Here is a 25,225-nt window from a genome sequence, read left to right on the forward strand (position 1 = left end):
TGCACCTGGAATCGGCAGAGCTGCTTCAACCCAGTTGCCGCCACAGATAGCTGAATTCGAGCGCCTGCAGATGAGCGCGTTGCTCGTGGTCAGCCGCGCCGCCATGGCCGCCCTCCATGTTCTCGTAATAGAGCACATCGTGCTTTTGCTCCAGCATGCGCGCGGCCATTTTTCGCGCGTGTGCGGGATGGACGCGATCGTCCCGCGTAGAGGTGGTGAAGAACACAGACGGGTAGGCCACACCGGGCTTCACGTTCTGATAGGGGCTGTATTTGGAGATATACGCCCATTCAGCGGACAAGTCGGGGTTGCCGTATTCGGACATCCAGGACGCGCCAGCCAGCAGTGTGTGATAGCGGCGCATGTCCAGCAGCGGCACCTGGCACACCACGGCGTTGAAAAGATCGGGACGCTGGGTCAAGGCCGCACCGACGAGCAGGCCGCCATTGCTGCCGCCCATGATGCCGAGGTGGCGCGGCGAGGTGATCTGCCGCCGCACCAGGTCTTCGGCCACCGCGATGAAGTCGTCGAAGCTGCGCTGCTTGCTGGCCTTGACAGCGCTCTGGTGCCAGCCGGGGCCGTATTCCCCGCCACCACGGATGTTGGCCACCACCAGCACCCCACCATGCGGGTACCACGCCTGGCCGTAGGCCCCGGAGTACCAGGGTTGCAGCGAGACCTCGAAACCGCCGTAGCCATAAAGCAGCGTGGGGTTACGACCGTTGGCTGTTGCCCCCTTCGGCCAGACCACGAAATAGGGCACGGCGGTGCCGTCGCTGGACTTGGCGAAATACTGCTCGGCCTTCATACCGGAGCTGTCAAATTGCGCCCCACGAGACTTCAAAAGTTCGCGCTCGTCATGCACGGTCGTCGCAAGATGCAGCGATTCAGGTGTGAGGAAGTCTGTATAGGTCAGCCAGTAGGCTTCGGCCAGAGGATCGTCCTCAAGCAGAGGGTCATACAGCCCGCTCACGTCCAGCGTGCCTGGAAACGGGGCATCGATTTCCCGCCTGAAGAAAGTGTGGCCGTCCTTGCGCCACTGCTCCAGAGTGCCCGCCACGTTGTCGATGACGTTCAGCAGCAGGTGGTTGCGCGTCGCCGTGTAGCCGGCCAGTGATCGCGTGGCGGTCGGGGTAAACAATGCCTGCAAAACGCGTTCACCGCGCAAGTAAGCGGCGGCATCGGCATGCAGCAAAGAACCAGCCGGAAACGTCTTGTCTCCCACAGGCATAGGACTGCGCAGTTGCAGCAGCAGCGTCTCGCGCATGAAGTCAGGCGAGGCATCGCTCGGAATGTCCAGCGCAACCATCGCGCCGCTGACCGAATCGAGCAAGAAGGCGCGGGTGTTGTAGAAGTCGAGCGCGCGGGAGAATATCGTGCGCTCAAAGCCCGGCGTGCGATCGACCCTCACGCTCACGGAGACATCTTGTGGCTCTCCCTCGAACACCACCACGGCCGCAAGCACAGGCGTTCCCCGCTCCCACCGCTTGATAACGCGTGGATAGCCCGCGTCAGTCAATGAGCCCGGGCCGAAGTCGGTGGCCACATAGACCGTGTTGTCGTCAGCCCATTCGATACTCAGCTTGGCTTCGGGCAGGTTGAACCCATCCTGCACAAACTCTTTGCTGACGGTGTCGAATTCACGCACCACTGTGGCGTCGGCCCCTCCCCGCGAGAGCTGCAGCAGGCATCGCCGATAGTCTGGTGCCAGGCAGTCAGCGCCGCCCCAGACCCAGTTCTCGCCCTCGGCCTGGTTGAGTGCATCGATGTCGAGCACCGTTTCCCAAACGGGTTGTGGCTTGCGGTACTCGGCAAGCGTGGTGCGGCGCCAGATGCCGCGCTTGTGTTGCTCGTCCTGCCAGAAGTTGTAGAGCCAGTCGCCACGGCGCGAGACCCAGGGAATGCGGTCCTGGGCATTCATGACCTCCAGAAGTTGCACCCGCGTGGATTCGTATTCTGGCCGCGCAGCCAACTCGCTTTGCGAGGCCGCATTGCGTTCACGCACCCAGGCAAGCGAGCGCTCGCCTTGCACGTCTTCCAGCCAGTCGTAGGGATCGATGGGGGCGCCGTCGGGCTCGAGCACGGGATGCGATAGGTTCTGGGACATCGGATCAAGAAAAAATGTGAAGCCCACCGATAAGCCGGATTCTGTGCACCACGGTTGCCCGCGATGTGACCGCCATCAATCTGGGCCGGGGGTCGCCCACCCGGCTCAATGCCACCTACCCGCACACTCAGCGAGCCGCCTCAACGTGTGCCTACTTGGTGTTGCTGCGCGCAGAGATTGCCCGTTTCACCCGAACTGAATCGGCTCGTCTCTGTTGCTCTGATCCTCACCTCACGGTGGAGAGCCGTTAGCTCCTGCGCTGCTCTTTGCAGTCCGGACGTTCCTCCAGTGCGCCCTTTCGGGACATGCACCAGCGGCGGTCTGGCGGACTTCACAGGAGCGATTATCGCTCAGCGCTCAAGTTCGGTCCGCAGAACACTAAACAGTCTGTTGAGTTTGTTCCCACGTTCGGTGATAGCGCTCGACGACAAAGGCAGTAGCTCTTTAAACAAGTCTTGCGCTGGAATCAAATTGATTTCCAATCTGGGTTATGGAAATCTTTCTGTAACGCGGCACTCGGCCAACTGAAAATGACGACTCCCAATGAGTAACGGCTCTTCTCCAGAGGTTCTAACTCGCACGGAGACAAGCCCGACAGGCGAAAAGGGCCATATTCATATATCGCAAAGCGTAGAACGATTGCGCCAGAATGGGCCCATAGTCCGCATTCATCCCCATAGGAGAACCTGCCATGAAAGCCAGCAACGTACTAGAGACCATTGGACACACACCGCACGTTCGCATCAACCGCCTCTTCGGTCAGGATGCTGAGGTATGGATCAAGTCTGAGCGCTCCAACCCCGGCGGATCGATCAAGGACCGCATTGCGCTGGCGATGGTGGAGGATGCCGAGAAGAGCGGCAAGCTCAAGCCAGGTGGCACCATCATCGAGCCGACCAGTGGCAATACCGGCGTGGGTCTGGCGATGGTGGCAGCGGTCAAAGGCTACAAACTGATCCTGGTCATGCCAGACAGCATGAGCGTCGAGCGGCGCAGGCTGATGTTGGCGTATGGGGCTACATTCGATCTCACCCCCCGCGAAAAAGGCATGAAAGGCGCAATCGCCCGCGCTGAGGAACTGCAAAGCCAGACATCCGGTGGCTGGATTCCACAGCAGTTCGAAAACCCCGCCAACGTGGCAGTGCACGAAGCCACCACGGCGCAGGAAATTTTGAACGACTTCCCCGAAGGCCTGGATGCGCTGATCACCGGCGTGGGCACCGGCGGCCATCTCACAGGGGTTGCACGCGTGCTGAAGGCCAAATGGCCGGCGCTTAAAGTCTTCGCAGTGGAGCCTACCCAGTCACCCGTGATCAGTGGCGGATCTCCTGCCCCGCATCCGATCCAGGGCATCGGCGCAGGTTTCATTCCCAAGAATCTGGACACCAGCGTTCTGGATGGTGTGATTCAGGTCGAGGCAGAGGCCGCGCGGGAATACGGCCGCCGCAGTGCCAGCCAGGAAGGCTTGCTGGTAGGCATCAGCAGTGGCGCCACACTGGCCGCCATTGCACAGAAACTTCCCGAGTTGCCCAAAGGCTCTCGCGTTCTGGGCTTCAACTACGACACCGGCGAGCGCTACCTCTCGGTGGATGGTTACCTGCCTGCCTGACACAGCACCCCGGGCGTGATTGCGGCATAACAGCTACAGGCACGCCCACTTCCTGGGCGAAAGTAATCGTTTAAGGGTTTACGTGAACGCAGAATTAAGCCAAAAGGCCGTTCAATTGAGGTTTTGTGATCTGTAACGGCTCGTTATCGCCATGCCCTACACCAAGACTGCTCTCGCCTCAGTAGCTCTCAGTCGCCGCGATGCCGCCACCTTGTCCCAACGCCAGCGCGCTGCGCTGATCATGTTTGACGGTATGCGCTCTGCGGCGGAAGTCTTGCGCCACACCTCGGGCTTGGGGGTCAATACCGAAGACATTGCCTACCTGCTCAACAGCGGGCTGCTTCGGGAAGCCACTCCAGAAGAATTTGCAGCCAGACGCGCGGCCAACAGCTCATTCGCGTCCTTGACCACGCCTGCTCCTCTGACCACGCCCGCCCCTCTTTCTTCCCTTTCCCCTTTGAGTTCACCCTCTCCGCTGGATCGGGCATCGCAGCGCTCGGGCCTGGAATTGGGTAGCCCCGCCCTGACAGCCGATGAACAGAAGCGTCGTTACCAGGCAGCCTATCCACTGGCCACCCAGTTGACGGCCACCCTGGGTCTGCGTGGGTTCAAGCTCAATCTAGCGGTAGAGCGTGCCGAGGGTTACACCGGCCTGCGAGACCTGTTTGCCAAGATCGAAGCTGCAGTGGGTACCGACCGCGCCGCAGCCTTGCGCGCTGCCCTGGCCGGCGAAACGACTTAGCGCCTGTTTACGAACTGACCGTCAATATCGCAGGCGCTGGCAAGGTGTCTGCGTCAACACTCCATTGGAGGAGCCTGCACACGGGTTGGAGCGCAAGCATTTATCATCACGCATTCCACACTGCATTGCTTGATAAACACAAGCCCAGCAACTCATGATACGCATAGCCGAACTTCGTCTGCCTCTTACTCAGGCTGATGCCCCTGAGAACGCGCTGCGCACTCTGGCCGCGCAAAAGCTCCAGGTTCCTGAGACCGCCATCGCCTCACTGGAGGTTTTCAAGCGCAGCTTCGACGCCCGCAAAGCCGAGTTGCTGGCGGTCTACATCGTCGACCTCTCGCTGGCAGACACCGCGCGGGAGTCTGCCCTCCTGGCGCAGCTGGAAAAAGATCCGCACGTTCAAGCCACACCAGATATGGCCTGGCACCCGCCCTTCTCCGCGCCAGCCGGTTGGCCCGCAGACCAGCAAGAAGAGCGTCCGGTGGTGATCGGATTTGGCCCTTGCGGCATCTTCGCCGCCTTGGTGCTGGCCCAAATGGGTTTGAAACCCATCGTTCTGGAGCGCGGCAAGCCCGTGCGCGAGCGTACGCGGGACACCTGGGGCCTCTGGCGCAAAGGCCAGCTCAATACGGAGAGCAACGTTCAGTTTGGTGAGGGCGGCGCAGGTCTGTTTTCAGACGGCAAGCTCTATAGCCAGGTGCGTGACCCGCGCCACCTGGGTCGTAAGGTGATGCAGGAATTTGTCGACGCCGGCGCGCCGGAAGAAATCCTCTGGGTGGCGCACCCCCACGTAGGGACGTTCAAGCTGGTCAAGGTGGTGGAAAGCCTGCGCGATCAGATCACCGCCCTTGGAGGGGAGATTCGCTTTCAGCACCGCGTCACGGACCTGGTACTGGAAGGCGAGACGGCTTCGCAGGCCGTGCGCGGCCTGCGAGTGGAAAACCTTCAGACGGGTGAGCACTACGAACTTCCTGCTCGCCGCGTGGTCATGGCGCTGGGACACAGTTCACGCGACACCTTCGCCATGCTGTACCACCGCCAGGTGGCCATGGTGGCCAAGCCTTACTCTATTGGCGTGCGCATTGAACATCCTCAGGGCGTGATCGACCGCGCCCGCTGGGGTCGTCATGCTGGCCACCCTCTTCTGGGCGCGGCCGATTACAAGCTGGTGCACCATGCGGGCAATGGCCGCACGGTCTACAGCTTTTGCATGTGCCCAGGTGGAACCGTCGTCGCTGCCACGAGTGAGTCAGGCCGCGTTGTGACCAATGGCATGAGCCAGTACAGCCGAAACGAGCGCAATGCCAATGCGGGCATGGTGGTGGGAATAGATCCATCCGACTATCCCCGAGACCCTGCAGCCTTCATTGACACGCTGGGCGATTCATTCGGCGTAGAAAACCTGCCTTCGGATCAAGTGCATCCCTTGGCAGGCATTGTGATCCAAAGGCAACTCGAAGCCAGTGCCTATGTGCTGGGTGGCGCGGACTACACCGCGCCTGCACAGCGTGTGGGCGACTTCATGGCGCAACGCCCCAGCAGCGAAGTGGGTGAGGTCATTCCTTCCTACAAGCCTGGGGTGCACTGGACTGACCTGCATACGCTCTTGCCGGACTGGGCAACTGCAGCCATGCGGGAAGCACTTCCGGCATTCGGGCGAAAGATCAAGGGCTACGACATGGCGGACGCCGTGATGACCGGTGTCGAGACGAGAACGTCATCGCCCGTGAACATCCGCCGTGGCGAGGATTTGCAGAGCCTCAACGTGCGCGGGCTCTTTCCCGCTGGCGAAGGCGCTGGCTACGCAGGCGGCATTTTGTCCGCCGGAATTGATGGCATCAAAGTAGGGGAAGCGGTGGCCATGGATTTGAATCAGGCGCCAGGGGCGATGCGGCCCTGAATGCGGAAGGGAACGCCCGCCTGGGAATTGCGGAAGAACCCCGAAGATCTTCCACCTTGCTCAGCAGACCGTCGTCTCGCTGGCCCAGAGCTGGTTAACGCGCTCCAGGGACCCTAGGCCCCCCAGTTTTGGGGGCCCGCCCCCATTCAGCCTTTGTAAGCCTGCAGTGCAGCGATGCGCTCTTCCATGGGAGGGTGCGACGCAAACAGCTTGCCCAAGCTACCAGTAATACCCATCGCCTGCATAGTCTTGGGCAGCTCCCCTGGATGCATGCCGCCCAAACGCTGCAAGGCACTGATCATGGGTTGCTTGCGGCCCATCAGTTGTGCAGCACCCTCATCTGCGCGATATTCCCGGTGACGTGAGAACCAGGCGACGATCATGCCGGCCAGGAAGCCGAACAGGATGTCCAGAACGATGGTGCTGACATAGTAGCCAATTCCAGGGCCAGAACTGTCGCTGCCCTTGCGCAGGGCGCTGTCGATGAACGAGCCAATCAGGCGGCTGAGGAACACGACGAACGTGTTCATCACGCCCTGGATCAAAGTCATGGTGACCATATCGCCATTGGCTACGTGGGCCACCTCATGCCCCAGCACTGCCTCGACCTCTTCCCGCGTCATGCCTTGCAACAGGCCAGTGGAAACCGCGACCAGGGCTGAATTCTTGAAAGCGCCCGTGGCGAAGGCATTGGGCTCACCCTCGTAGATACCCACTTCGGGCATCTTGATGCCGGCTTTCTCAGACAGGCGGCGCACGGTCTCGACAATCCAGGCCTCGTCGGCATTGGCGGGCTGGTTGATGATTTTGACCCCCATGCTGCTTTTAGCCATGGGCTTGCTGATCAACAGCGAAATGATGGCGCCAGTGAAGCCAATCACCAGCGAATACACCATGAGCTGGCCCACCTGCATGTTGGGGCCAGCAAAGCGATTCAGACCAAACAAGCTGGTGACGATGCCCAGCACCACCATAACGGCGACGTTGGTCATAACGAACAACATGATGCGTTTCATCGGGTCCCTTTTTCCTTTATTAGATGGGCTCGGCCACGCCGAGTTTGGTAATTGGGGCGTATTTGAACAGTTTTCAATGACTAGGTTCCAGCAATTTACACGCCAGAATGCTGCGAGCGCACGCTTTGAGCTTGTCGAGGCGTGTCAAAGCGCCTTCTGACGCACTGCAGAGCGACCGGCAGATTCGGCCAACGCAGCCCTTTTGGGTCGAAACACCGCCTTGTCGTCATAGAAACCGGCGTCCTCATTGTCCGACCACCAGCCCGGTATGCCCAGAAGTGGTAGGGGTACGAAGGGCTTGGGCACAAGGCGCTCTGCACACAGCCAGTCCGCGAGCCATTCGTCCGCCTCGTCAGGTGTTCGCAATTCCTTTGGGACGGCCATCACGTGTGCAGTGATCGATTTGTAGGGTGAAACCAGTTTTTCCAGTGCAGCATGCCCGAGCAGCCAGAGCCTTGCCTGCCCCCAGAGCGGCCGCAGGGGTCCGAAGAGTTCGTCCCATTGCCGCTCTCTCAGCGCGCTCATCAGGGGTTCGGGAGCTGCCAGCAGGGCCCCGTTTTCGTCAAACACGGTGATCGCATCCCGCACCGGCCCCCGGGTGGCCTGAACACCATTGGCGGCAATCTCCTGCGCCTGCAGGGCATTCATGCGGCGCTTTGCACGCGGATAACGCAACCAGATCAGGCCATTGAGGAAGTCGTGAAGATTGTCGCGCGTAGGCACCGCACGGCGCTCAAAAATAAAACGTTCATACGCCTGGCCCTCAGCCAACGCGTGGTGAGGCACAAAGCTGACTGGCGCTGGGCCAACGGCATTCAATGCTTGAGCCACACCCGCTCCAGCCGTCCAACTGGCCAGCGCCGGCTGCCCGAGTGAACGCACCGCCTCCCACCAGGGGGCATTCCAGTTGATTTGAAGAGCTTGGGTTACCATGTTCTCCAATCCTGCCACAAGCGAAAAAGCAATCCAGGAGGCTGTCGGACTTGGAGCGCCGATAGCGAGAAAATGGACCGCTGCGGCCATTTCGCAGCCGGCGATTTCCAAGTCCGACAGCCTCCTAGGCGCCATCAAATCAATGCCCTTCAAGCCTGCTCGAGCCCAGTGCGCACGCTGTGCTCCAAGTTCATCGCCACCTGAGCGGCCATGATCTCGACCGTCTTGCTCGTACTGCATGGCTTGTTGGTGGTGGCAGCTGCCATGCGGGTGCTGCTGCGCGACGATCTCTCGCCCGACAAGCGCATGGCCTGGCTGATGGTGCTCACGCTGCTGCCTTACGTTGGCGTAGTGCTTTATTACCTGCTGGGTGAAATCAATCTGGGCCGGCGCCTTACCGGCCGCCACCAACCAGTGGCCCAGTTCATGCGCAAGCACTGGCCGGACAACACGCCCGTTCGGCACATGCTGGGAAAGCCGGAGAACATATCGACGCTCATTCGCCCTCAATGGCAGGGTGTCTTTCGGTATGCCGCATCTGTCAACGGCTTCTTTCCACTTTCCGGATGCCGTGCCGAGCTGATGTCGGGCAACGACGAAACGCGCGTGCGCATGCTGGCCGACATGGATCTGGCAGAACACGAAATCAATGTCCTCTATTACATATGGCTGGGCGATGAGATGGGAACCGATATCGCCCATGCCTTGATCCGTGCCGCCAAGCGAGGGGTGGTGTGCCGCGCCATGGTAGACGGGCTCGGCTCGCGTCCTCTGATTCGCACCGCGCTCTGGCGCTCCATGCAAGAGGCTGGGGTGAAGTTGGCCGTGGCCCTGCCCATCAACAACCTGCTGAAAGTCGTCCTGACCAGCCGCATCGATCTTCGCAATCACCGAAAGATCACGGTGATCGATGGGCGGGTGACTTATGTGGGCAGCCAGAACTGTGCGGATGCTGCTTTTCTGGTCAAGGCGCGGTATGCCCCATGGGTGGACATCATGCTGCGCGTGGAAGGACCTCCCGTGGGCCAGGTGCAGTTGCTGTTTGCCAGCGACTGGGTGCAGGCCACCGGCGACGACAGTTTCAACCCCTTGACGCAAGAGACGTTGGCACACCCTGACGGCTTTGCCGCTCAAATGGTGGGCGACGGTCCCACTGAACGAAGCCGATCAACACCGCAGTTGTTTGCAACCCTTATTGCCACGGCGCAGCGCGAACTGACCATTTCCACCCCGTACTTTGTGCCTGATGCGACGGTCATGGAAGCGCTTTGTGCCGCAGCTTTTCGGGGTGTGAAGGTCACGCTCATATTCCCGAAGCGCAATGACTCGTGGATCGTGGCCGCAGCCAGCCGAAGCACCTATCACCGCTTGCTGCGGGCGGGTGTATTCATCCATGAGTTTCGCGGTGGTTTGCTGCATGCCAAGACCTTGACCGCTGATGGCGAGGTCAGCCTGGTGGGTTCGACGAACATCGATCTGCGCAGCTTCGACTTGAATTACGAGAACAACATGCTGCTCCAGGACAAGGGCACGACTGCAGCCGTGCAGGCGCGCCAGCAACATTACATCGACCAGGCAGACACCGTGACTCTGGAACAGGTTCAGCAGTGGCCTTGGTGGCGCCGCATCTGGAACAACGTCATGGCCACACTGGGGCCGGTGCTGTAGGCGACGCGCCTGGGAACCGAGGGCTCAGCGGTGTTCGCAACCGCAATTCCCGTGCGATAAAGTACAAAAATCAGAGGGCTGAGCAAAAAAACGCTGCCTCACCCATGTGTTCGTGATTAACATTCTGACGAATCCCAAGGATTGGTCGTTTCATGAACCTTTCGCCGGCCCCTCTCAAGCGCTCCATCCGCGGACGCGACATACACGAGCAACACCGTGTCGCAACCCCTCTGGAACTGCTTTTCGATCTGACTTTTGTGGTGGCGGTGGCATTGGCCGCTGCCCAACTGCACCACGCGGAGGGAGCGCACCACATAGTGCAAGCACTGCCTGGTTACCTGCTGGCGTTTTTCGCTATCTGGTGGGCCTGGATGAACTACACCTGGTTCGCCTCTGCTTACGACAACGATGATGCGGTCCATCGCATACTCACACTCCTGCAGATGGGCGGGGTGCTGGTCTTTGCAACCGGTGTGCCTGGCCTGTTTGAAGGACAGTTTTTTCTGGGTGTATTGGGGTACGCACTCATGCGGCTGCCGCTGTGCATCCAGTGGATACGAGCCGGGATGGGAGACGCTGAGCGCCGCGCCGTGTGCTGGCGCTACGCCACAGGCATCGCCGTCGTGCAAGTGCTTTGGATCCTGTTCCATATGGCGCGCTCACAAGGCTGGCTGGCAGAGGGCATGATCTGGCCCGTGCTAATTGTCTTGGTAGCGCTGGACCTATCGGTACCGGCCTGGGCGGAGCGTCCCGGACCGGCGACCCCCTGGCACCCTCACCATATCGCAGAGCGGTACAGCGGCTTCGTCATCATGATCCTGGGCGAGGCCATCTTGGGCACCACCAATGCCATAGCGGGGTTGGTGCAAGCACACGGCTCCTCATGGGATGTAGGCCTTGTGGGACTAGGCGGAGCACTGCTCGCATTCTGTCTATGGTGGATGTATTTCCTGCTCCCCTCAGGAGAAGCTCTTCACCACCACCGTAATCGAAGTTTTGGCTGGGGGTACGGCCACTATTTCGCCTTCGCCGCGCTCGCGGCGGTCGGCAGCGGACTGGAAGTGGTAGCCGATACGCTGAAGGCGACCAGTGAAGCCACCCAGCAGGCCAGCCACGCGTCTTCACCGCTCTTTGCCATCAGCGCCGTCGCCATCCCGGAGGCACTATTTGTGTTCTTTATCTGGGCTCTTTATCGATATGTCACTCGCGCCCAGGATAACCAGATGGGCCTTGTAATCGTTGTGTTGGCCTGCATTGGCCTTGGCCCTCTGGCTGTGGCGCAGGGCTTGCCGTTGCCCTGGGGGCTGGTGTTGCTTTCGCTGGGCCCTGCCATCGCCATCATCTACAACGAAAGGGGACGTCAGCGGCGGGCCGATCGTTTCGCGGTGCAGTAAGGGAAGTCCCATCGCTGATTCGACTCGAAGCAGGCGATCCAATCCCTTGATACACAGGATGCGATGCTGAAACCAGGTGGCGTTCGATCGGCTTACAGAGACTTCCATCCCAAGGTTTCACCTCCGCGAAGTGGTTTAACCACTGTGTCGCCAAAGGGTACCTGTTCTGGTGGCTGCCATTGCTCTTTGCGCAACGTGATTGTGCCCGTATTGCGAGGCAGGCCGTAGAAATCTGCACCAAAGAAGGAAGCAAAGCCCTCCAGCTTGTCCAGAGCACCTGCAGCCTCAAACGCCTCAGCGTACAGCTCCATCGCCGTCAGCGCGGTATAGCAGCCAGCGCATCCGCAGGCGTGCTCCTTCAAGTGTGAGGCGTGGGGAGCAGAGTCGGTACCCAGAAAGAACTTGGGACTGCCGCTGATGGCGGCTTTGACGAGGGCTTGGCGGTGCTCTTCTCGCTTCAGGACAGGCAAGCAGTAGTAGTGTGGCCGGATACCGCCCTGGAAGATGACGTTTCGGTTGTAGAGCAGATGGTGTGCAGTCACCGTAGCTGCCGTGTAGGCGTCACTTTGCTCGACAAATTGAGCCGCTTCCTTGGTGGTGATGTGCTCGAAGACGACTTTCAGCTCTGGAAAATCGCGGCGAAGCGGCTGCATGACACGGTCAATGAAAACGGCTTCACGGTCGAACAGGTCGATCTCCGAATCAGTCACCTCGCCATGCACCAGCAACTTGAGACCTGCACGCTGCATGGCCTCCAGCGTCTTGTAGGTTTTGCGGATGTCGGTCACTCCGGCGTCGCTGTTGGTGGTGGCGCCGGCGGGGTAGAGCTTAAGGGCATGGACACCCGCTTCCTTGGCGCGAGCAATTTCTTCCGCTGGAGTCACATCCGTCAGATAGAGCGTCATCAGGGGCTCGAAGTCCATGCCGGCAGGCACGGCTTGCAGGATGCGCTCCTTGTATTCCAAAGCCTGAGCGGCCGTGGTCACGGGCGGTTTCAGGTTCGGCATGATGATCGCGCGGGCGAACTGTGCTGCGGTGTGGGGCACCACGGAGTTCAGGGCGGCACCGTCGCGGACGTGGAGGTGCCAGTCGTCGGGGCGGGTGATGGTTAGGGTTTGGGGGGCGGTCATGAGGGGGGATTTTCTCAGAGACCGGGGTGGGGTGTTTTTTGCTTTGTTTTGGAGCGGGGTGAGACGGTATTTCTGGCTATTTGCAGACGAAGAAATTGGGGTACGGCTGCGATTACCAATTAACTTCTGCTCATTCATTGAGGTCGGAGGCCGGGGTGTGCGCCCGGCGGCGCACCTACTTCTTCTTTGCTCCGCCAAAGAAAAGTAGGCAAAAGAAAGGCGGCCCCACTGTCCGTGACCCTGCGCTTCGCTCCGGGCAACCTGCGGTGCTCGTGCCCAAGGCGGTGCGGCAGAACTCGCTGCTTTCGCTTCGCTCAATACGCTCAGACAGCTGCCGCAAGCTAGTTCACGAAGCAAGAGCATCTTGCAGTGCTCTTGCCCGCCCCAGGCCCTGTGCTCCTCGGCACGGCCAAAGGGGGTGGGACACCCACTCGGGCCATTGCTTCGCTCGGCCCTACACGCATTGGTCGCAAGCGATGGTTTTACTCCCTCTCCCGCCCGCAGGAGAGGGAGCCAAAATCAAAAGGCCGCGGAGCAGGCCATGCGGGTGTAGCCGCGGAGCTGGCTTTGCCAGGCCGCTGGCTGCGTCCCCCCCAGGGGGATGGCGCGTAGCGCCTCAGGGGGAGCCACATTACTCCAGGCCGCTGGTTGCGTCCCCTGGGGGATGGCGCGTGAGCGCCTCAGGGGGGAATCAGTCAACTCGTATAGTCCCCAGCCGCCTCCGGCTGAAATTCAATGGCGCGTATTTCAATGGCCGATTCCTTGCCATCCGCCACGTGCCAACGTGCCACATCGCCAACGCTCAATCCAAGCAGACTGGTGCCTACCGGCGAAAGTACAGAGATCATGCCCGTGGCTGCATCTGCGTCAGGGGGATAGCACAGCGTGATGATTCGCTCTTCACCGGTTGCCGTGTCAAGGACACGCAATTTGCTGTACATGGTGACGACATCGGGGCCTATCTCTTGGGGGCGCACAAGATCCGCGTTGTCTATGGCCTCGCTCAGCTCTTCAGCCTGCGGGGCGCTGGTGTTGCCGAACTGGCGCTTCAAAAGGTTGTAGATACGGACGTGGTCGAGCTCGGTGATCACGCGGCGAAGCACTTGAATATTGGAAGTCATTGCAATCTCCTGTCGAATAGGAAAAGCAGCGCTGGCGGGCAAGGCCCGACGATCTGGAGAGGGAGGCGCTGGAGAGGGAGAGGAGAGCGATCGTCGGGCTCAGGGGAGTGCGGCCGAGTGGCGCATTCCGTGGGGCGTGGTCGCCCTTTTGAGCTGATGAGCGCCAAAGCGCGCGCGCACAATGGCAGCGCCAGCCAAAATGGCCGACGTGCACACGGGCAACGCACTCAGGGTTTGCATGCAAGCATGATAGCGGCTGCAGGCGCAAAAGGCCAGCCGAGCCCCGATAATAGGGGGTTAGCGCGCCTGAAGCGCTTTTTTTGAGCGCTTTAAAACAAATACAGCATGACCTCCCCCCTTTCTCCCGGAGAGAACTCCGGAGCCACCCCGCCCTCCGAGGCCGAATCCAAGACCAGGGTGCCCCTGAAGATTGAAGACTGGCTCACGGTCTTGATCATGGCGGCGCTGGCCTTGATCACCTTCGCCAACGTCCTGGTGCGCTATTTCACCAATGCGTCGTTCGCGTGGACAGAGGAAGTCTCCATATTCCTGATGATCGCCCTGTCCATGGTGGCGGGCTCCGCCGCCGTGGCACGCAATCGGCATATTCGTATCGAGTACTTTGCCGACTCCGGCCCCATCAGCCGGCAGCGCGCGCTGGCCAAATTCGGTGCGGCCATGGTTGCACTGCTTTTCGCGCTCATCGCCGCCCTGTCAGTGCGCATGGTGTGGGACGATATTCAGTACGGCGAAACCTCTCCGGGGATTGGCGTGCCTCAGTGGTGGTATTCAATCTGGCTGCCCATCATTTCTGTGGCCATCACCCTGCGTGCCATTGGACTGATGCGGCGCAAAGGTGTTGCAGCCTCTGATGACCCCGCCCTGCCGACTTCACCCGAAGTTCGTGCGGAGGAACATGCACCATGATCGCGACTCTGTTGTTTACCGCTTTCATCGCGATGATGTTGCTTGGCGTACCGATTGGCGCGGCGCTGGGGTTGGCTGGCGCGGCAGCCATTGCGATTGCCAATAGCGATGCACAGTGGTTCGGCCTGCTGGCCGTGCCGCAGAATTTCTACGCCGGCCTCGGCAAGTACCCTCTGCTCGCCATCCCGATGTTCGTTCTGGTCGGCTCGATCTTCGATCGATCGGGTGTGGCGCTGCGGCTTGTGAATTTTGCGGTCGCCATCGTGGGACGCGGACCGGGCATGCTCCCTCTGGTGGCCATTGCAGTGGCCATGTTTTTGGGTGGCATCTCGGGCTCCGGCCCTGCGAATGCAGCAGCCGTGGGCGCGGTGATGATCGCCGCCATGAACCGAGCCGGCTATCCAGCCAGCTACTCGGCCAGCGTAGTCGGCGCAGCGGCATCCACGGATATCCTGATTCCTCCCTCTGTGGCGTTCATCGTCTATTCTGTCCTGGTGCCCGGCGCTTCTGTTCCAGCACTTTTTGCTGCGGGCATGATTCCAGGCGTGTTGGCAGGACTGGCGCTGATCGTGCCTGCGGTCTGGCTTGCCCGGCGGCACAACATGGGTGCGCTGGAAGCCTCCATGCCCCGCCCCCCGTTCTGGAAGAGTTTCCGCGAGGCCGTCTGGGGCTTGGCAGCACCGGTGCTGATCCTGGGCGGCATGCGCGCGGGTTGGTTCACACCGACGGAGGCTGCCGTGGTCGCCGTGTTCTACGGGCTGTTCGTGGGTATGGTGATCCACCGCACCATGACCCTGCGTGACCTGTTTCCTATTCTGAAGGAATCAGGCGAGCTCTCGGCGGTGATTCTGCTGGTGGTGTCGCTGGCGGGCATCTTCGCCTATTCACTCTCGACGCTGGGTGTGATTGACCCGATCACGCGTGCCATCTTGAATTCCGGCCTGGGCGAATATGGGGTACTTACCCTGCTCATTCTCCTGCTGATCACCGTGGGCATGTTCCTTGACGGCGTCTCCATTTTCCTGATCTTCGTGCCCTTGCTGTGGCCTATCGTTGAGCACTACAAATGGGACCCGGTCTGGTTCGGGGTGCTGCTTACCCTGAAGGTGGCGCTGGGCCAATTTACACCCCCTCTGGCGGTGAATCTGATGGTTTCTTGCCGCATAGCCAATGTACGAATGGAAGAGACCGTGCGCTGGGTGGGTCCGATGCTGCTGGCCATGGGCTTGGTCATGGTGGCTGTGATCGTCTGGCCGCAGTTGGCGCTCTGGCTACCGGGCGTGCTCGGATACTGATGCACGCCGTGCCTGCATTCCGCTCAAGATAGCTGTTCCAGAAGGCCCTGCATGCCCAGGGCCATGACAAGATTTTCTACCGACCTTGCTAGCCATTTTTAAAAGGAGACTTCCATCATGATCAAACTTCGACGCACCCTGCTCGCTCTCGCCACAGTCGCCACAGCTGTGGCTGGCTTGGGCCTGTCTGCCCCTGCTGTGGCCCAGAACTACAAGAGCGAATACAAGATGTCGCTCGTGCTGGGCACCGCCTTTCCATGGGGCAAGGGCGGCGAAATATGGGCGAATAAAGTACGCGAGAAGACCAATGGCCGTATCAACATCAAACTCTACCCTGGCGTTTCATTGATTCAAGGGGATCAGACGCGTGAATTCTCCGCGCTGCGCCAAGGCGTGATCGACATGGCCATCGGCTCGACCATCAACTGGTCTCCGCAGGTCCGGCAGCTCAACCTTTTCTCGATGCCTTTCCTGATGCCCGACTACGCTGCTGTCGACGCGCTGACGCAGGGAGAAGTCGGTAAACGCATTTTCGAAACCATCGACAAGGCGGGCGTACTGCCGCTGGCCTGGGGAGAAAACGGTTACCGTGAAATCAGCAACTCCAAGCATGCAATCAAGACGCCGGCAGACCTGAAAGGGCTGAAGATTCGTGTAGTGGGCTCACCACTGTTCCTGGAAACGTTTACAGCTCTGGGCGCAAACCCTACGCAAATGAGCTGGGCTGACGCGCAACCCGCTCTCGCCAGCGGCGCCGTGGACGGCCAGGAAAATCCCCTGAGCATCTTTACCGCCTCCAAGCTTCAAACAGTGGGCCAAAAGCACCTGACCATGTGGGGCTACGTTGCGGATCCGCTGATCTTCGTGGTCAACAAGGAAGTGTGGAATTCCTGGACGCCAGCCGACCGCGAGGCCGTACGCCAAGCCGCGCTTGAAGCCGGAAAAGAACAACTCGCCCTGGCCCGCAAAGGCATGGTGGAGCCAGGCCAGCCCTTGCTCAAGGAGATCGAAGGCACGGGCGTCGCGGTGACCCGCCTCTCCGCCAGCGAGCGTGAAGCTTTTGTGAAAGCCACCCAGCCGATTTACACCAAATGGAAAAACCAGATTGGCGCTGATCTTGTGACCACAGCTGAAAAAGCTATCGCAGCACGCAAGAAGTAAGCCGAGGCACCAGCCTTGAGCACTTAATCGCCTCGGTGATCATTCAAAGCCGAGGCGTTACGTCGAAATTCAGGCGCTCAGATGCCTCCTCTACCGAGATAAGTCTGAAAAGGCTGAGGCAGGCATCGATCCTGTGAACCGAGGTTTTGATAACCCAGTAAGCCCTATGTCTACAAGGAATTTCTCGCTTGCGTGCGAGATGAACCTGTGCCAAAAACGGGGGGCTTACAAAGGGATGTAGTGGAAGCAGCCCAACTTTCGCTGGCCGTATACAGTCGAATACAACACGCACTCTATGGTGCCGTGGGGCAAGACGAGGCTTGGCCGGAGGCTTTGCGCGTCATGGCCGAACTCTTCGACGCCAGCTTCTCGATGTTGGTGGCGGCCGGTCAGGGACAACGCGACCAGAGCTTTTATGCTGCCTGGAATCACTCCGACGAAGCCGCCCGCGCCTATTCCGACTATTGGTGGCAGCACGACATCTGGCTTCAACAGGGCGTCGCAGACGGCTTGTTCGTTCAGGGCAATATTGCGCGAGGCAGTGACATCGTGCCCCTACCGGTATTTCGTCAAAGCCGCTTCTACAAAGAGTATCTGGCGCCACTCTCGACCGAATATCTGCTGGTTTCGGCGGTATCAGACGGCAGTGTGCCGGGGTTGGCACCTCCGTCTCACCTGAGTTTCTTTCGTCGGCCTGATCAGCCCAATTTCAGCGAAGACGATATAGCCATCATGCAGTTGATCTTCCCGCATGTGGTTCGTGCGTTCGACCTTCATTGGAGTACGCGTCGCCTGCAGGAACAAGTGACCCTGCTGCACCGTTTCCTGGACGCGCTGGACTTTGGCGTGGTCATGCTGGACCCCGCAGGCCGGGTGCTTTACGCCAACCAAGGCGTTCGAACATTGATGGCAGATCCGCACTCTGCACGTTGGCTGGGAAGCTTGCCGCAACGCGTGGCCTTGCACGAACCATTAGGGCCGTTGGTACATGCCTGCGCTCGCGGGCAGGGCGGCGGAGCTGCTTTTGGCCAGACCAATCCCAAACTGATGGCTCTGACTTTACCGATAGAAGAACCTTGTGGGCCGGCGCCCGAGAAAATACAACCAGGGGCGTGCATGCTGCTCCTGGCCAGGCATGTCGAAACACCTCCGGCGGTCTCTGACTTTGTGATGCGTATTTTCGGCTTGAGCCCCGCAGAGGCGCGCTTGCTGCCCCTCATGCTGAGAGGCTGTGCACCCGCAGAAATGGCCTTGGAACTGGGCGTGAAAATCAGCACAGTGCGCTCGCAGCTCTCCTCCATCTTCGCCAAGACTGGCTCTACGCGCCAGCAGGACCTGATCCGACTACTGGGAAGTTTGCCGCCGGTTCGATAGATTCAGGCTTTAGCTTTTCAGGGGCTGATCGAATGGCATCAGCACAGGGTCCCTGGTAGGAACGTTCGAATCTGCCTCGCCACTGAATTGGGGAGCCTGGTCGTCCGAAGCCGCAAGGCTTGCTTGACCAAGCGGCTAGTGGTGGCGCGCCCCTGGAGATGGCGCACAAGCGCCTCAGGGGGATGGATCAATGCTGGAGGATCTTGCTCAGGAAGTCCTTGGTGCGCGGCTGACGGTTCTCTGGGTGATTAAAAAACTCGTCTTTGGAACAATCTTCCAGAATCTTGCCACCCACGTCAATAAAGATCACCCGATTGGCGACTTTGCGGGCAAAGCCCATCTCGTGTGTGACGACCATCATGGTCATGCCCTCGTGCGCCAACCCGACCATCACGTCGAGCACCTCACCCACCATTTCAGGGTCCAGCGCGGAAGTAGGTTCATCGAACAGCATCACCACAGGGTCCATGGACAGGGCGCGCGCAATAGCGACACGTTGTTGCTGGCCACCGGAAAGCTGGCCAGGAAACTTGTCCTTGTGCGCCATCAACCCCACGCGGTCGAGCATCTTCAGGCCACGGACTTTGGCTTCATCAGGCTTGCGGCCCAGTACCTTGATCTGAGCGATGGTGAGATTTTCCGTCACCGAAAGGTGCGGGAACAGCTCGAAGTGCTGAAACACCATGCCGACCTTGCTGCGCAGCTTGGGCAGATCGGTCTTGGAGTCCGTCAGCGACGTCCCGTTGACGATGATGTCGCCCTTCTGGATGGGCTCAAGACCGTTGACGGTCTTGATCAGAGTCGACTTACCCGAGCCCGAAGGGCCGCAAACCACCACCACGTCGCCCTTTGTGATATTGACCGAGCAGTCGTTGAGCACCTGAACAGGGCCATACCACTTGGAGACGTTCTTTACCTGGATCATGTAATCAGACATATCAATCTCTCTTTCCGGTCAGCGAATGATGGCAATTTTCTTGTGCAAGCGCTTGACCAGCCAGGACAGCGCATAGCAGAGGATGAAGTAAAGCACGGCAGCCATCAGGTACATCTCTACCGGGCGGCCCAGGTTCTTACCCGCAGTCTCGAATCCCTTGAGCAGGTCATAGGCTCCAATGGCGTAGACCAGCGAGGTATCTTGAAACAGGATGATGGTCTGCGTGAGCAGTACCGGCAGCATGTTGCGAAATGCCTGCGGCAGGATGACCAGCTTCATGTTCTGCCCATAGGTCATGCCCATGGCCTGGCCGGCAAACACCTGGCCGCGCGGAATGGACTGGATACCTGCACGCATGATCTCGCTGAAATACGCGGCTTCAAAAGCCACGAAAGTCACGATGGCGGAATACTCTGCCCCGATAGGCCGGCCAATCATGAAAGGCACCAGCAGGAAGAACCACAGGATCACCATGACCAGTGGAATGGAGCGCATGCCGTTGACATAGATCGCCGCCGGTACGTCCAGCCACTTCTTGCCAGACAAGCGCATGAGCGCCAGGATGGTGCCAAAGAAGATACCGCCCAGCGTGGCGACAATGGTCAACATGAAGCTGAAATACAGCCCCTTGAGGATGAAGTTCTGGATCAGATCCCAGTTGAGGATGGAAAAATCGAGGTTCATGCTCAATGTCCTCCGCCAGTACCGGCCGCTACGAAGCCGGGAACTCTGGAACGCTTTTCTATGAAAGCCATGATGCGGTTGATGACCATCGCCGAGATAATGTAGAGCACGGTGACTCCCAGATATACCTCAATGGGGCGCGAGGTCTCCTCACCCGCCTGCAATGCAAACTGCGTCAGCTCCGGAATGGACACCGCGAAGGCCACCGCGGAGTTCTTGAAAATGTTCATCGATTCGCTGGTAAGCGGCGGGATGATGATCCGGTAGGCCATGGGCAAGATCACGTACCTGTAGTACTGCGGGGTGGTAAAGCCCAGCGCCATGCCTGCATAACGTTGCCCCTTGGGCAGCGCCTGAATACCCGAACGCACCTGCTCGGCAATACGAGCCGAAGTAAAGAGACCCAGCGCCAACACGATCAGGATGAATGGAGGAAAGTCTCTCATGGGAGGAACCAGCGCCGGGACGACGTGATACCAAAGAAAAACCTGCACCAGAAGCGGGATGTTTCGAAACAACTCCACCCACGCATTGCCCAGGCGCACCAACCAGGGGCTGTCCGGCAAGGTACGCAACACGCCGATGATGGAACCCGCCAGCAACGCAATGATGAGCGCCGTCAGCGATACGCCGACCGTCCAACCCCAGGCCGAAAACAGCCAATTGAGGTAGGTAGGGTCAACCTTTGTTCCAAAGCATCCGGCGACCACATCACCGGTCAAGGTATCCTGACAGAATACCTTCCAATCCATATTGAGCATCTCACTCCTCCCTTCAACGCGCCGTTCTTAGAACGAAAAACGCCCGCCATCATTTTCATGGCGGGCGCAGCTTACGCTTGCGAGTGCGCCATGTTTATTTCTTGGCGTAGTCTTCCATTGGCTTGTCGTTAGGGCTTGCCCAAGCGGCTTTGGTGCTCTCAGAAGCGGGCATGTTCAGCGATGTATTGCTCGGTGGAATCGGTTGCATGAACCACTTGTCATACAGCTTGGCCAGCGAGCCGTCCTTGATCTGACGCACGATGCTGTCGTCGATGGCCTTCTTGAGCTTAGGATCATCCTTGGGCAGCATGCAGGCGATGGGCTCTACGTTCAGGACTTCGCCCACAATGGCGTAGTCCTTGGGGTTCCTGGCTGTGGAGATGTTCTTGGCCAGAATCGAGCCGTCCATCACGAATGCATCAGCGCGGCCACTTTCCAGCAGCAGGAAGCTGTCCGCGTGATCCTTGCCCGTAACTTCCTTGAAGTCGATACCGTTGGCGCGCTCGTTCTTGCGAAGCGTCTGCACGGAAGTGGTGCCGGTGGTAGTAGCCACTGACTTACCGTTCAAATCCTTGATGGATTTGATACCGGAACTGGTCTTAACGGCCATGCGAATTTCTTCCACATAGGTGGTGAATGCGAAAGCCACATCTTTCTGACGAGCGATGTTGTTCGTCGTAGAGCCGCATTCGAAATCAATGGTGCCGTTTTGCACCAGAGGAACACGGTTTTGCGATGTGATGACCTGGTAGTTGACTTTCAAGGTCGAACCGAGTTGTTTACCCAGGTCTTCGATGATGCGCTCAGCCATTTCGGTATGGAAACCGACGTACTTGCCACCGCCGATTGTGAAAGCCAGCCCGGAAGAATCACGCACACCCAGGTTCACGGCACCACGGGATTTGATCTTGGCAAGCGTGTCCACTGATTGCGCCACGGCGCCACCAGCAACTAGAGAGAACGCCACCAAGGCGAGAAGATGTTTTTTCATGCGGATGGTCCTTTGAAAAAAAGAAATGGCAGAAGCCTTGAGAACGCAATTCTACGAAGTGGGCCGTACGCGTTAACCCGCATTTCTGAGACCCAAGAGCGAAATTCGCCAAAAAATTGACCTCTGTGCGAACTATTTGCTCCGACTTATACGTATCAATTTTCGTGCCTGAACAGAAGCGGGTCAAAGATTTTCTTCAGATCGCTCTGCATTCTGCTGCAAGGCCCACATGTCGGCATAGCGTCCACGGGCCAGGAGCAGCTCCATGTGGGTGCCTCGCTCGATGATTTGGCCGTGTTCCATGACCAGAATCTGATGGGCATCGACCACGGTGGAAAGCCGGTGCGCAATGACCAAGGTGGTCTTGCCGCGCGCCGCATTCTGGATCTCCGCCTGAATGTCGCGTTCATTGCGCGAATCCAGGGCACTTGTAGCTTCGTCAAAGATCAGGATAGGGGGATCTTTGAGCAGCGTGCGGGCGATCGCCACGCGCTGCTTTTCTCCGCCGCTCAATTTAAGCCCCCGCTCACCCACCATGCTTGCATAGCCTTTGGGCAAGCTGGCAATGAGTTCGTGAATGTGAGCTGCGCGCGCTGCCTGCTCCACTTGCGCGTCGGTGGCTTCCGGACGGCCATAGCGAATGTTGTAGGCGATGGTGTCGTTGAACAGCACCGTGTCCTGGGGCACGATGCCGATGGCACGTCGCACGCTGGACTGGGTCACGCCGCGAATGTCCTGCCCGGCTATCAGTATTCGGCCATGACCGCCGGGCTGGGCCGGAGCATTCGTATTCGCTGATTGAGCTGGCGATACGCCCACATCGTAGAAGCGGTAGAGCAAGCGAGCCAGCGTGGACTTACCGGAACCCGAAGGGCCGACCACGGCCACTGTCTTGCCCGCTGGAATTGAAAAACTCAAGTCATGCAGAATGGGCCGGGCAGGCTCGTAAGCGAAGTCCACATGCTCGAAGCGAACGTCTACCGGCCCATGCGTTCTCAGATCTTCCGCGCCCGGGGCGTCAGCCACTTCGCGCTCGCGGTCCATCAAGGTGAACATTTTCTCAAGGTCAATGAGGTTTTGCTTGATCTCCCGGTAAATCACGCCCAGAAAGTTCAATGGGATGTAGAGCTGAATCATGAAGGCGTTGATCATCACGAGATCACCCAGGGTCAGCTTGCCGTCCACCACACCCTGCGTCGCCCGCCACAACATGGCAATGAGGCCCGTCGCAATGATGATCTGCTGACCCGTGTTGAGCAGTGAGAGCGTGCTCTGGCTTTTCAGCCGCGCTTTGCGCAGATGCTGCAGGCTCTCGTCGTAGCGCCTGGCCTCAAAATTCTCGTTGTTGAAATACTTGACGGTCTCGAAATTCAGAAGCGAATCGATGGCCTTGCTATGGGCCGCGGAATCAGACTCGTTCGCCTGGCGGCGAAACTGCGAGCGCCATTCGGTCACCGTCACCGTGAAGACGATATAAACCCCCAGCGCCGTCAAGGTGATCCATGCGAAACCGGGGTCGAAATTGACCGCGAGGATGATCAGCACCATCGCGACTTCCACCAGCGTGGGCAAGATGGAGTAGAGCGTATAGGAGATCAGTGATTCGATGCCGCGTACGCCGCGCTCGATGTCCCGTGTCATGCCACCGGTTTGCCGCTCAAGGTGAAAACGAAGGCTCAGTGCGTGAAGATGCTCGAAGGTTTGGAGCGCGATCTGCCGAGACGCGCCTTGTGTGGCTTTGGAGAAAACCAGTTCGCGCAACTCTGTGAACAAGGAGGTCAGCAAGCGCAGACCTCCATAGGCAAGCAGCAGCCCAGCTGGAACAACCAGCACCGCAGCCGGATCACCCGGCTTGAGGGTCATGCTGTCAATCAGATTCTTGAGAAGCACCGGTACGCTGACGTTGGCCACCTTGGCGCCAATCACGAACAGGAACGCAGCGCACACGCGCCACTTGTACTCCCACAGATAAGGAAAAAGCCGAGCCAGGGTGCGCCAATCGGACCGCGACGCTGTGCTGCCCTTTGCTAATCCCTCTGTCCGACCGGGAGAATTTTGCTCGCCGCCTCCGCGCATGTTGGAAAATCGCCTTTCGTTATGTTTTCTAGATGGTGCCCATGTCCCACATCACAAGCCCGCTTACCACGCATCTGCGCCCACCCAATACAGAACCGGTGCAGGGCGAATCCGTGGAGCTGCCCGCAGATCATGTATTGGTCTTGAAAGTCATCCCACTTCCCGGAGATGCCAATGCCAACGGGGACATTTTCGGTGGCTGGGTCATGGCCCAGGTGGATCTGGCAGGTTCTGTATTGCCCGCCCGCTATGCCCAGGGGCGCATGGCGACGGTGGCCGTCAATCAGTTTGTGTTCAAGCAACCCGTTCGAGTGGGCGATATTCTTTCATTCCTGGCAAAAATGGAACGCATCGGCCGCACCTCCATGACGGTCAATGTGGGAGTCTACGCTGAGCGATTCAACAACCAGGGACGCTACATCAAGGTCACTGAAGCGCAGCTCACGTATGTCGCGATTGATGACCAAGGCAAACCCAGGCCTGTGCCTGTAAGCGCTATGTAACGCCCCTCCTTGCGGGTTTTTACCTCTGACGTGCTCGCAAGGCTCGCCACTCTGTTGAGTCCACTGCGCGGTTCGAGGGCGGGTTCTACCCATCCACTGGATGAGTCGGCGTATTCAGAATAAGCTGGTAAAAAGCCACATCCAGCCAGCTTCCAAACTTGAAACCCGCCTGCTGGATGGTTCCAGCGTGAACGAAGCCCAACTTCTCGTGCATCGCAATGCTGCCCGCGTTGGCGGCGTCAATTGCGCCAATCATCACGTGCAACTGCTGTGCGCGAGCGGCTTCAATGAGTTGGCCCATTAACGCGTGGCCCAGGCCTTTGCCGCGGTGATCCTTATGGACATAGACTGAGTGCTCGACGGAGTACTTGTAAGCCGGCCATGCGCGAAACGTGCCATAACTGGCGAAGCCCAGGAGAGCCCCGTCTTGATCGACCGCTCCGATCACCGGAAATCTACCAGCTGCCTTGGCCTGAAACCACCCCTCCATGTTTTGCGGCGTGCGGGGATGGTAGTCGTACAAAGCCGTCGAATTAACTATCGCTTCGTTAAAGATGCTGAGGATCGCCTGCGCATGCTCGTCGTGAGTGCAGGCAATGAATTTCACTTCAGTCAACGAACGCATCTAGAGACCTTCTTGCGATGTATGTGAATGCCGCGCCCATCCCAGGCCGCGCGCCGTCATATCGGGGTAGCAGCAAGGCAGGCCGACCAGGGCGTGCTCACACCACTTGAATGAAGAATGATACGTCGCGCTCATGCGAGCGGCGTCGCACCCTCACCCCGCCCTCTCCCCTAGCCGGGGGGGGGGGGGGGGGGGGGGGGGGGGGGGGGGGGGGGGGGTAAAACACAACGCCCGCGGGGGGGACGCCGGGGGCGCCCGGGGAGGCGCCGCA

General features: G+C 59.3%; 21 protein-coding genes and 1 other RNA gene. 10 read left to right on the forward strand and 12 right to left on the reverse strand.

Annotation, left to right across the window (positions count from 1 at the left end; all coding sequences use genetic code 11):
- Nucleotides 1-25: 25 nt before the first annotated feature.
- Both ABIE13_RS24675 and rnpB read right to left on the reverse strand, forming a co-directional pair.
- Nucleotides 26-2,107, reverse strand: a complete 2,082-nt coding sequence (locus ABIE13_RS24675) for a prolyl oligopeptidase family serine peptidase (RefSeq protein ID WP_354448475.1) — start codon at nt 2,105-2,107, stop codon at nt 26-28.
- Nucleotides 2,108-2,121: 14 nt separating this feature from the next.
- An RNA gene (gene rnpB, locus ABIE13_RS24680) (RNase P RNA component class A) lies at nt 2,122-2,440 on the reverse strand.
- A 358-nt stretch (nt 2,441-2,798) separates the two neighbouring features.
- Here rnpB and cysK point away from each other — a divergent pair.
- The 3 genes from cysK (at nt 2,799) to ABIE13_RS24695 (ending at nt 6,358) form a co-directional block, all read left to right on the forward strand.
- Nucleotides 2,799-3,716, forward strand: a complete 918-nt coding sequence (gene cysK / locus ABIE13_RS24685; protein WP_354448477.1) for a cysteine synthase A — start codon at nt 2,799-2,801, stop codon at nt 3,714-3,716.
- 151 nt (nt 3,717-3,867) lie between these two features.
- Nucleotides 3,868-4,458, forward strand: a complete 591-nt coding sequence (locus ABIE13_RS24690) for a hypothetical protein (RefSeq protein ID WP_354448479.1) — start codon at nt 3,868-3,870, stop codon at nt 4,456-4,458.
- A 154-nt stretch (nt 4,459-4,612) separates the two neighbouring features.
- Complete coding sequence (locus tag ABIE13_RS24695) at nt 4,613-6,358, forward strand: NAD(P)/FAD-dependent oxidoreductase (protein ID WP_354448481.1); 1,746 nt, start codon at nt 4,613-4,615, stop codon at nt 6,356-6,358.
- 146 nt (nt 6,359-6,504) lie between these two features.
- Here ABIE13_RS24695 and htpX read toward each other — a convergent pair whose 3' ends face one another.
- Both htpX and ABIE13_RS24705 read right to left on the reverse strand, forming a co-directional pair.
- Entirely contained in the window at nt 6,505-7,374 is an 870-nt protein-coding gene (gene htpX / locus ABIE13_RS24700; protein ID WP_354448482.1) for a protease HtpX, read from the reverse strand.
- Between the two features lie 144 nt (nt 7,375-7,518).
- Entirely contained in the window at nt 7,519-8,307 is a 789-nt protein-coding gene (locus ABIE13_RS24705; RefSeq protein WP_354448518.1) for a DUF3025 domain-containing protein, read from the reverse strand.
- Nucleotides 8,308-8,517: 210 nt separating this feature from the next.
- Here ABIE13_RS24705 and cls point away from each other — a divergent pair, with 210 nt between their 5' ends.
- A complete protein-coding gene (gene cls, locus ABIE13_RS24710) occupies nt 8,518-9,975 on the forward strand; it encodes a cardiolipin synthase (RefSeq protein ID WP_354448483.1) in 1,458 nt (485 codons plus the stop codon).
- Between the two features lie 152 nt (nt 9,976-10,127).
- Nucleotides 10,128-11,369: a low temperature requirement protein A gene (locus ABIE13_RS24715; RefSeq protein WP_354448485.1), complete on the forward strand. Its 1,242-nt coding sequence runs from the start codon at nt 10,128-10,130 to the stop codon at nt 11,367-11,369.
- A 92-nt stretch (nt 11,370-11,461) separates the two neighbouring features.
- Here ABIE13_RS24715 and pyrC read toward each other — a convergent pair whose 3' ends face one another.
- The gene (gene pyrC, locus ABIE13_RS24720) at nt 11,462-12,499 is read right to left on the reverse strand and encodes a dihydroorotase (protein ID WP_354448486.1); all 1,038 of its coding nucleotides are present in this window, start codon (nt 12,497-12,499) and stop codon (nt 11,462-11,464) included.
- A gap of 695 nt (nt 12,500-13,194) precedes the next feature.
- Entirely contained in the window at nt 13,195-13,620 is a 426-nt protein-coding gene (rnk, locus tag ABIE13_RS24725) for a nucleoside diphosphate kinase regulator (protein WP_354448488.1), read from the reverse strand.
- Nucleotides 13,621-13,965: 345 nt separating this feature from the next.
- On the opposite strand from rnk, the gene ABIE13_RS24730 reads away from it, so the two are divergent.
- The 4 genes from ABIE13_RS24730 (at nt 13,966) to ABIE13_RS24745 (ending at nt 18,377) form a co-directional block, all read left to right on the forward strand.
- Nucleotides 13,966-14,547 carry a TRAP transporter small permease gene (locus tag ABIE13_RS24730; protein ID WP_354448490.1) on the forward strand — a complete coding sequence of 194 codons (582 nt, stop codon included), beginning with the start codon at nt 13,966-13,968 and terminating at the stop codon, nt 14,545-14,547.
- Nucleotides 14,544-15,842, forward strand: coding sequence for a TRAP transporter large permease (locus ABIE13_RS24735; protein ID WP_354448492.1), 1,299 nt, complete (start codon nt 14,544-14,546; stop codon nt 15,840-15,842). Before ABIE13_RS24730 ends, ABIE13_RS24735 begins: the two co-directional genes overlap by 4 nt.
- Nucleotides 15,843-15,959: 117 nt before the next feature.
- On the forward strand, nt 15,960-17,003 hold the full coding sequence (locus ABIE13_RS24740; RefSeq protein WP_354448493.1) for a DctP family TRAP transporter solute-binding subunit: 1,044 nt from the start codon (nt 15,960-15,962) through the stop codon (nt 17,001-17,003).
- A 240-nt stretch (nt 17,004-17,243) separates the two neighbouring features.
- The gene (locus ABIE13_RS24745) at nt 17,244-18,377 is read left to right on the forward strand and encodes a helix-turn-helix transcriptional regulator (RefSeq protein ID WP_354448494.1); all 1,134 of its coding nucleotides are present in this window, start codon (nt 17,244-17,246) and stop codon (nt 18,375-18,377) included.
- A 187-nt stretch (nt 18,378-18,564) separates the two neighbouring features.
- On the opposite strand, the gene ABIE13_RS24750 is transcribed toward ABIE13_RS24745, so the two are convergent.
- The 5 genes from ABIE13_RS24750 to ABIE13_RS24770 form a co-directional block, all read right to left on the reverse strand.
- Nucleotides 18,565-19,302: an amino acid ABC transporter ATP-binding protein gene (locus ABIE13_RS24750; RefSeq protein ID WP_354448519.1), complete on the reverse strand. Its 738-nt coding sequence runs from the start codon at nt 19,300-19,302 to the stop codon at nt 18,565-18,567.
- 30 nt (nt 19,303-19,332) lie between these two features.
- Nucleotides 19,333-19,998, reverse strand: a complete 666-nt coding sequence (locus ABIE13_RS24755; RefSeq protein WP_354448496.1) for an amino acid ABC transporter permease — start codon at nt 19,996-19,998, stop codon at nt 19,333-19,335.
- 2 nt (nt 19,999-20,000) lie between these two features.
- Nucleotides 20,001-20,759 (reverse strand): amino acid ABC transporter permease, encoded by a 759-nt coding sequence (locus ABIE13_RS24760; protein WP_354448498.1) that lies wholly within the window; start codon nt 20,757-20,759, stop codon nt 20,001-20,003.
- A 94-nt stretch (nt 20,760-20,853) separates the two neighbouring features.
- A complete protein-coding gene (locus tag ABIE13_RS24765; protein ID WP_354448500.1) occupies nt 20,854-21,750 on the reverse strand; it encodes a transporter substrate-binding domain-containing protein in 897 nt (298 codons plus the stop codon).
- Between the two features lie 183 nt (nt 21,751-21,933).
- Nucleotides 21,934-23,826 carry an ABCB family ABC transporter ATP-binding protein/permease gene (locus ABIE13_RS24770; RefSeq protein ID WP_354448502.1) on the reverse strand — a complete coding sequence of 631 codons (1,893 nt, stop codon included), beginning with the start codon at nt 23,824-23,826 and terminating at the stop codon, nt 21,934-21,936.
- A gap of 41 nt (nt 23,827-23,867) precedes the next feature.
- On the opposite strand from ABIE13_RS24770, the gene ABIE13_RS24775 reads away from it, so the two are divergent.
- Nucleotides 23,868-24,329 carry an acyl-CoA thioesterase gene (locus ABIE13_RS24775; RefSeq protein WP_354448504.1) on the forward strand — a complete coding sequence of 154 codons (462 nt, stop codon included), beginning with the start codon at nt 23,868-23,870 and terminating at the stop codon, nt 24,327-24,329.
- A gap of 85 nt (nt 24,330-24,414) precedes the next feature.
- Here the strand turns inward: ABIE13_RS24775 and ABIE13_RS24780 are convergent, their stop codons facing one another.
- Nucleotides 24,415-24,954: a GNAT family N-acetyltransferase gene (locus ABIE13_RS24780; protein WP_354448506.1), complete on the reverse strand. Its 540-nt coding sequence runs from the start codon at nt 24,952-24,954 to the stop codon at nt 24,415-24,417.
- Between the last annotated feature and the right edge of the window lie 271 nt (nt 24,955-25,225).

The sequence above is a fragment of the Ottowia thiooxydans genome (assembly GCF_040548795.1).
GTDB classification, from domain to species: Bacteria; Pseudomonadota; Gammaproteobacteria; order Burkholderiales; family Burkholderiaceae_C; genus Ottowia; species Ottowia thiooxydans_A.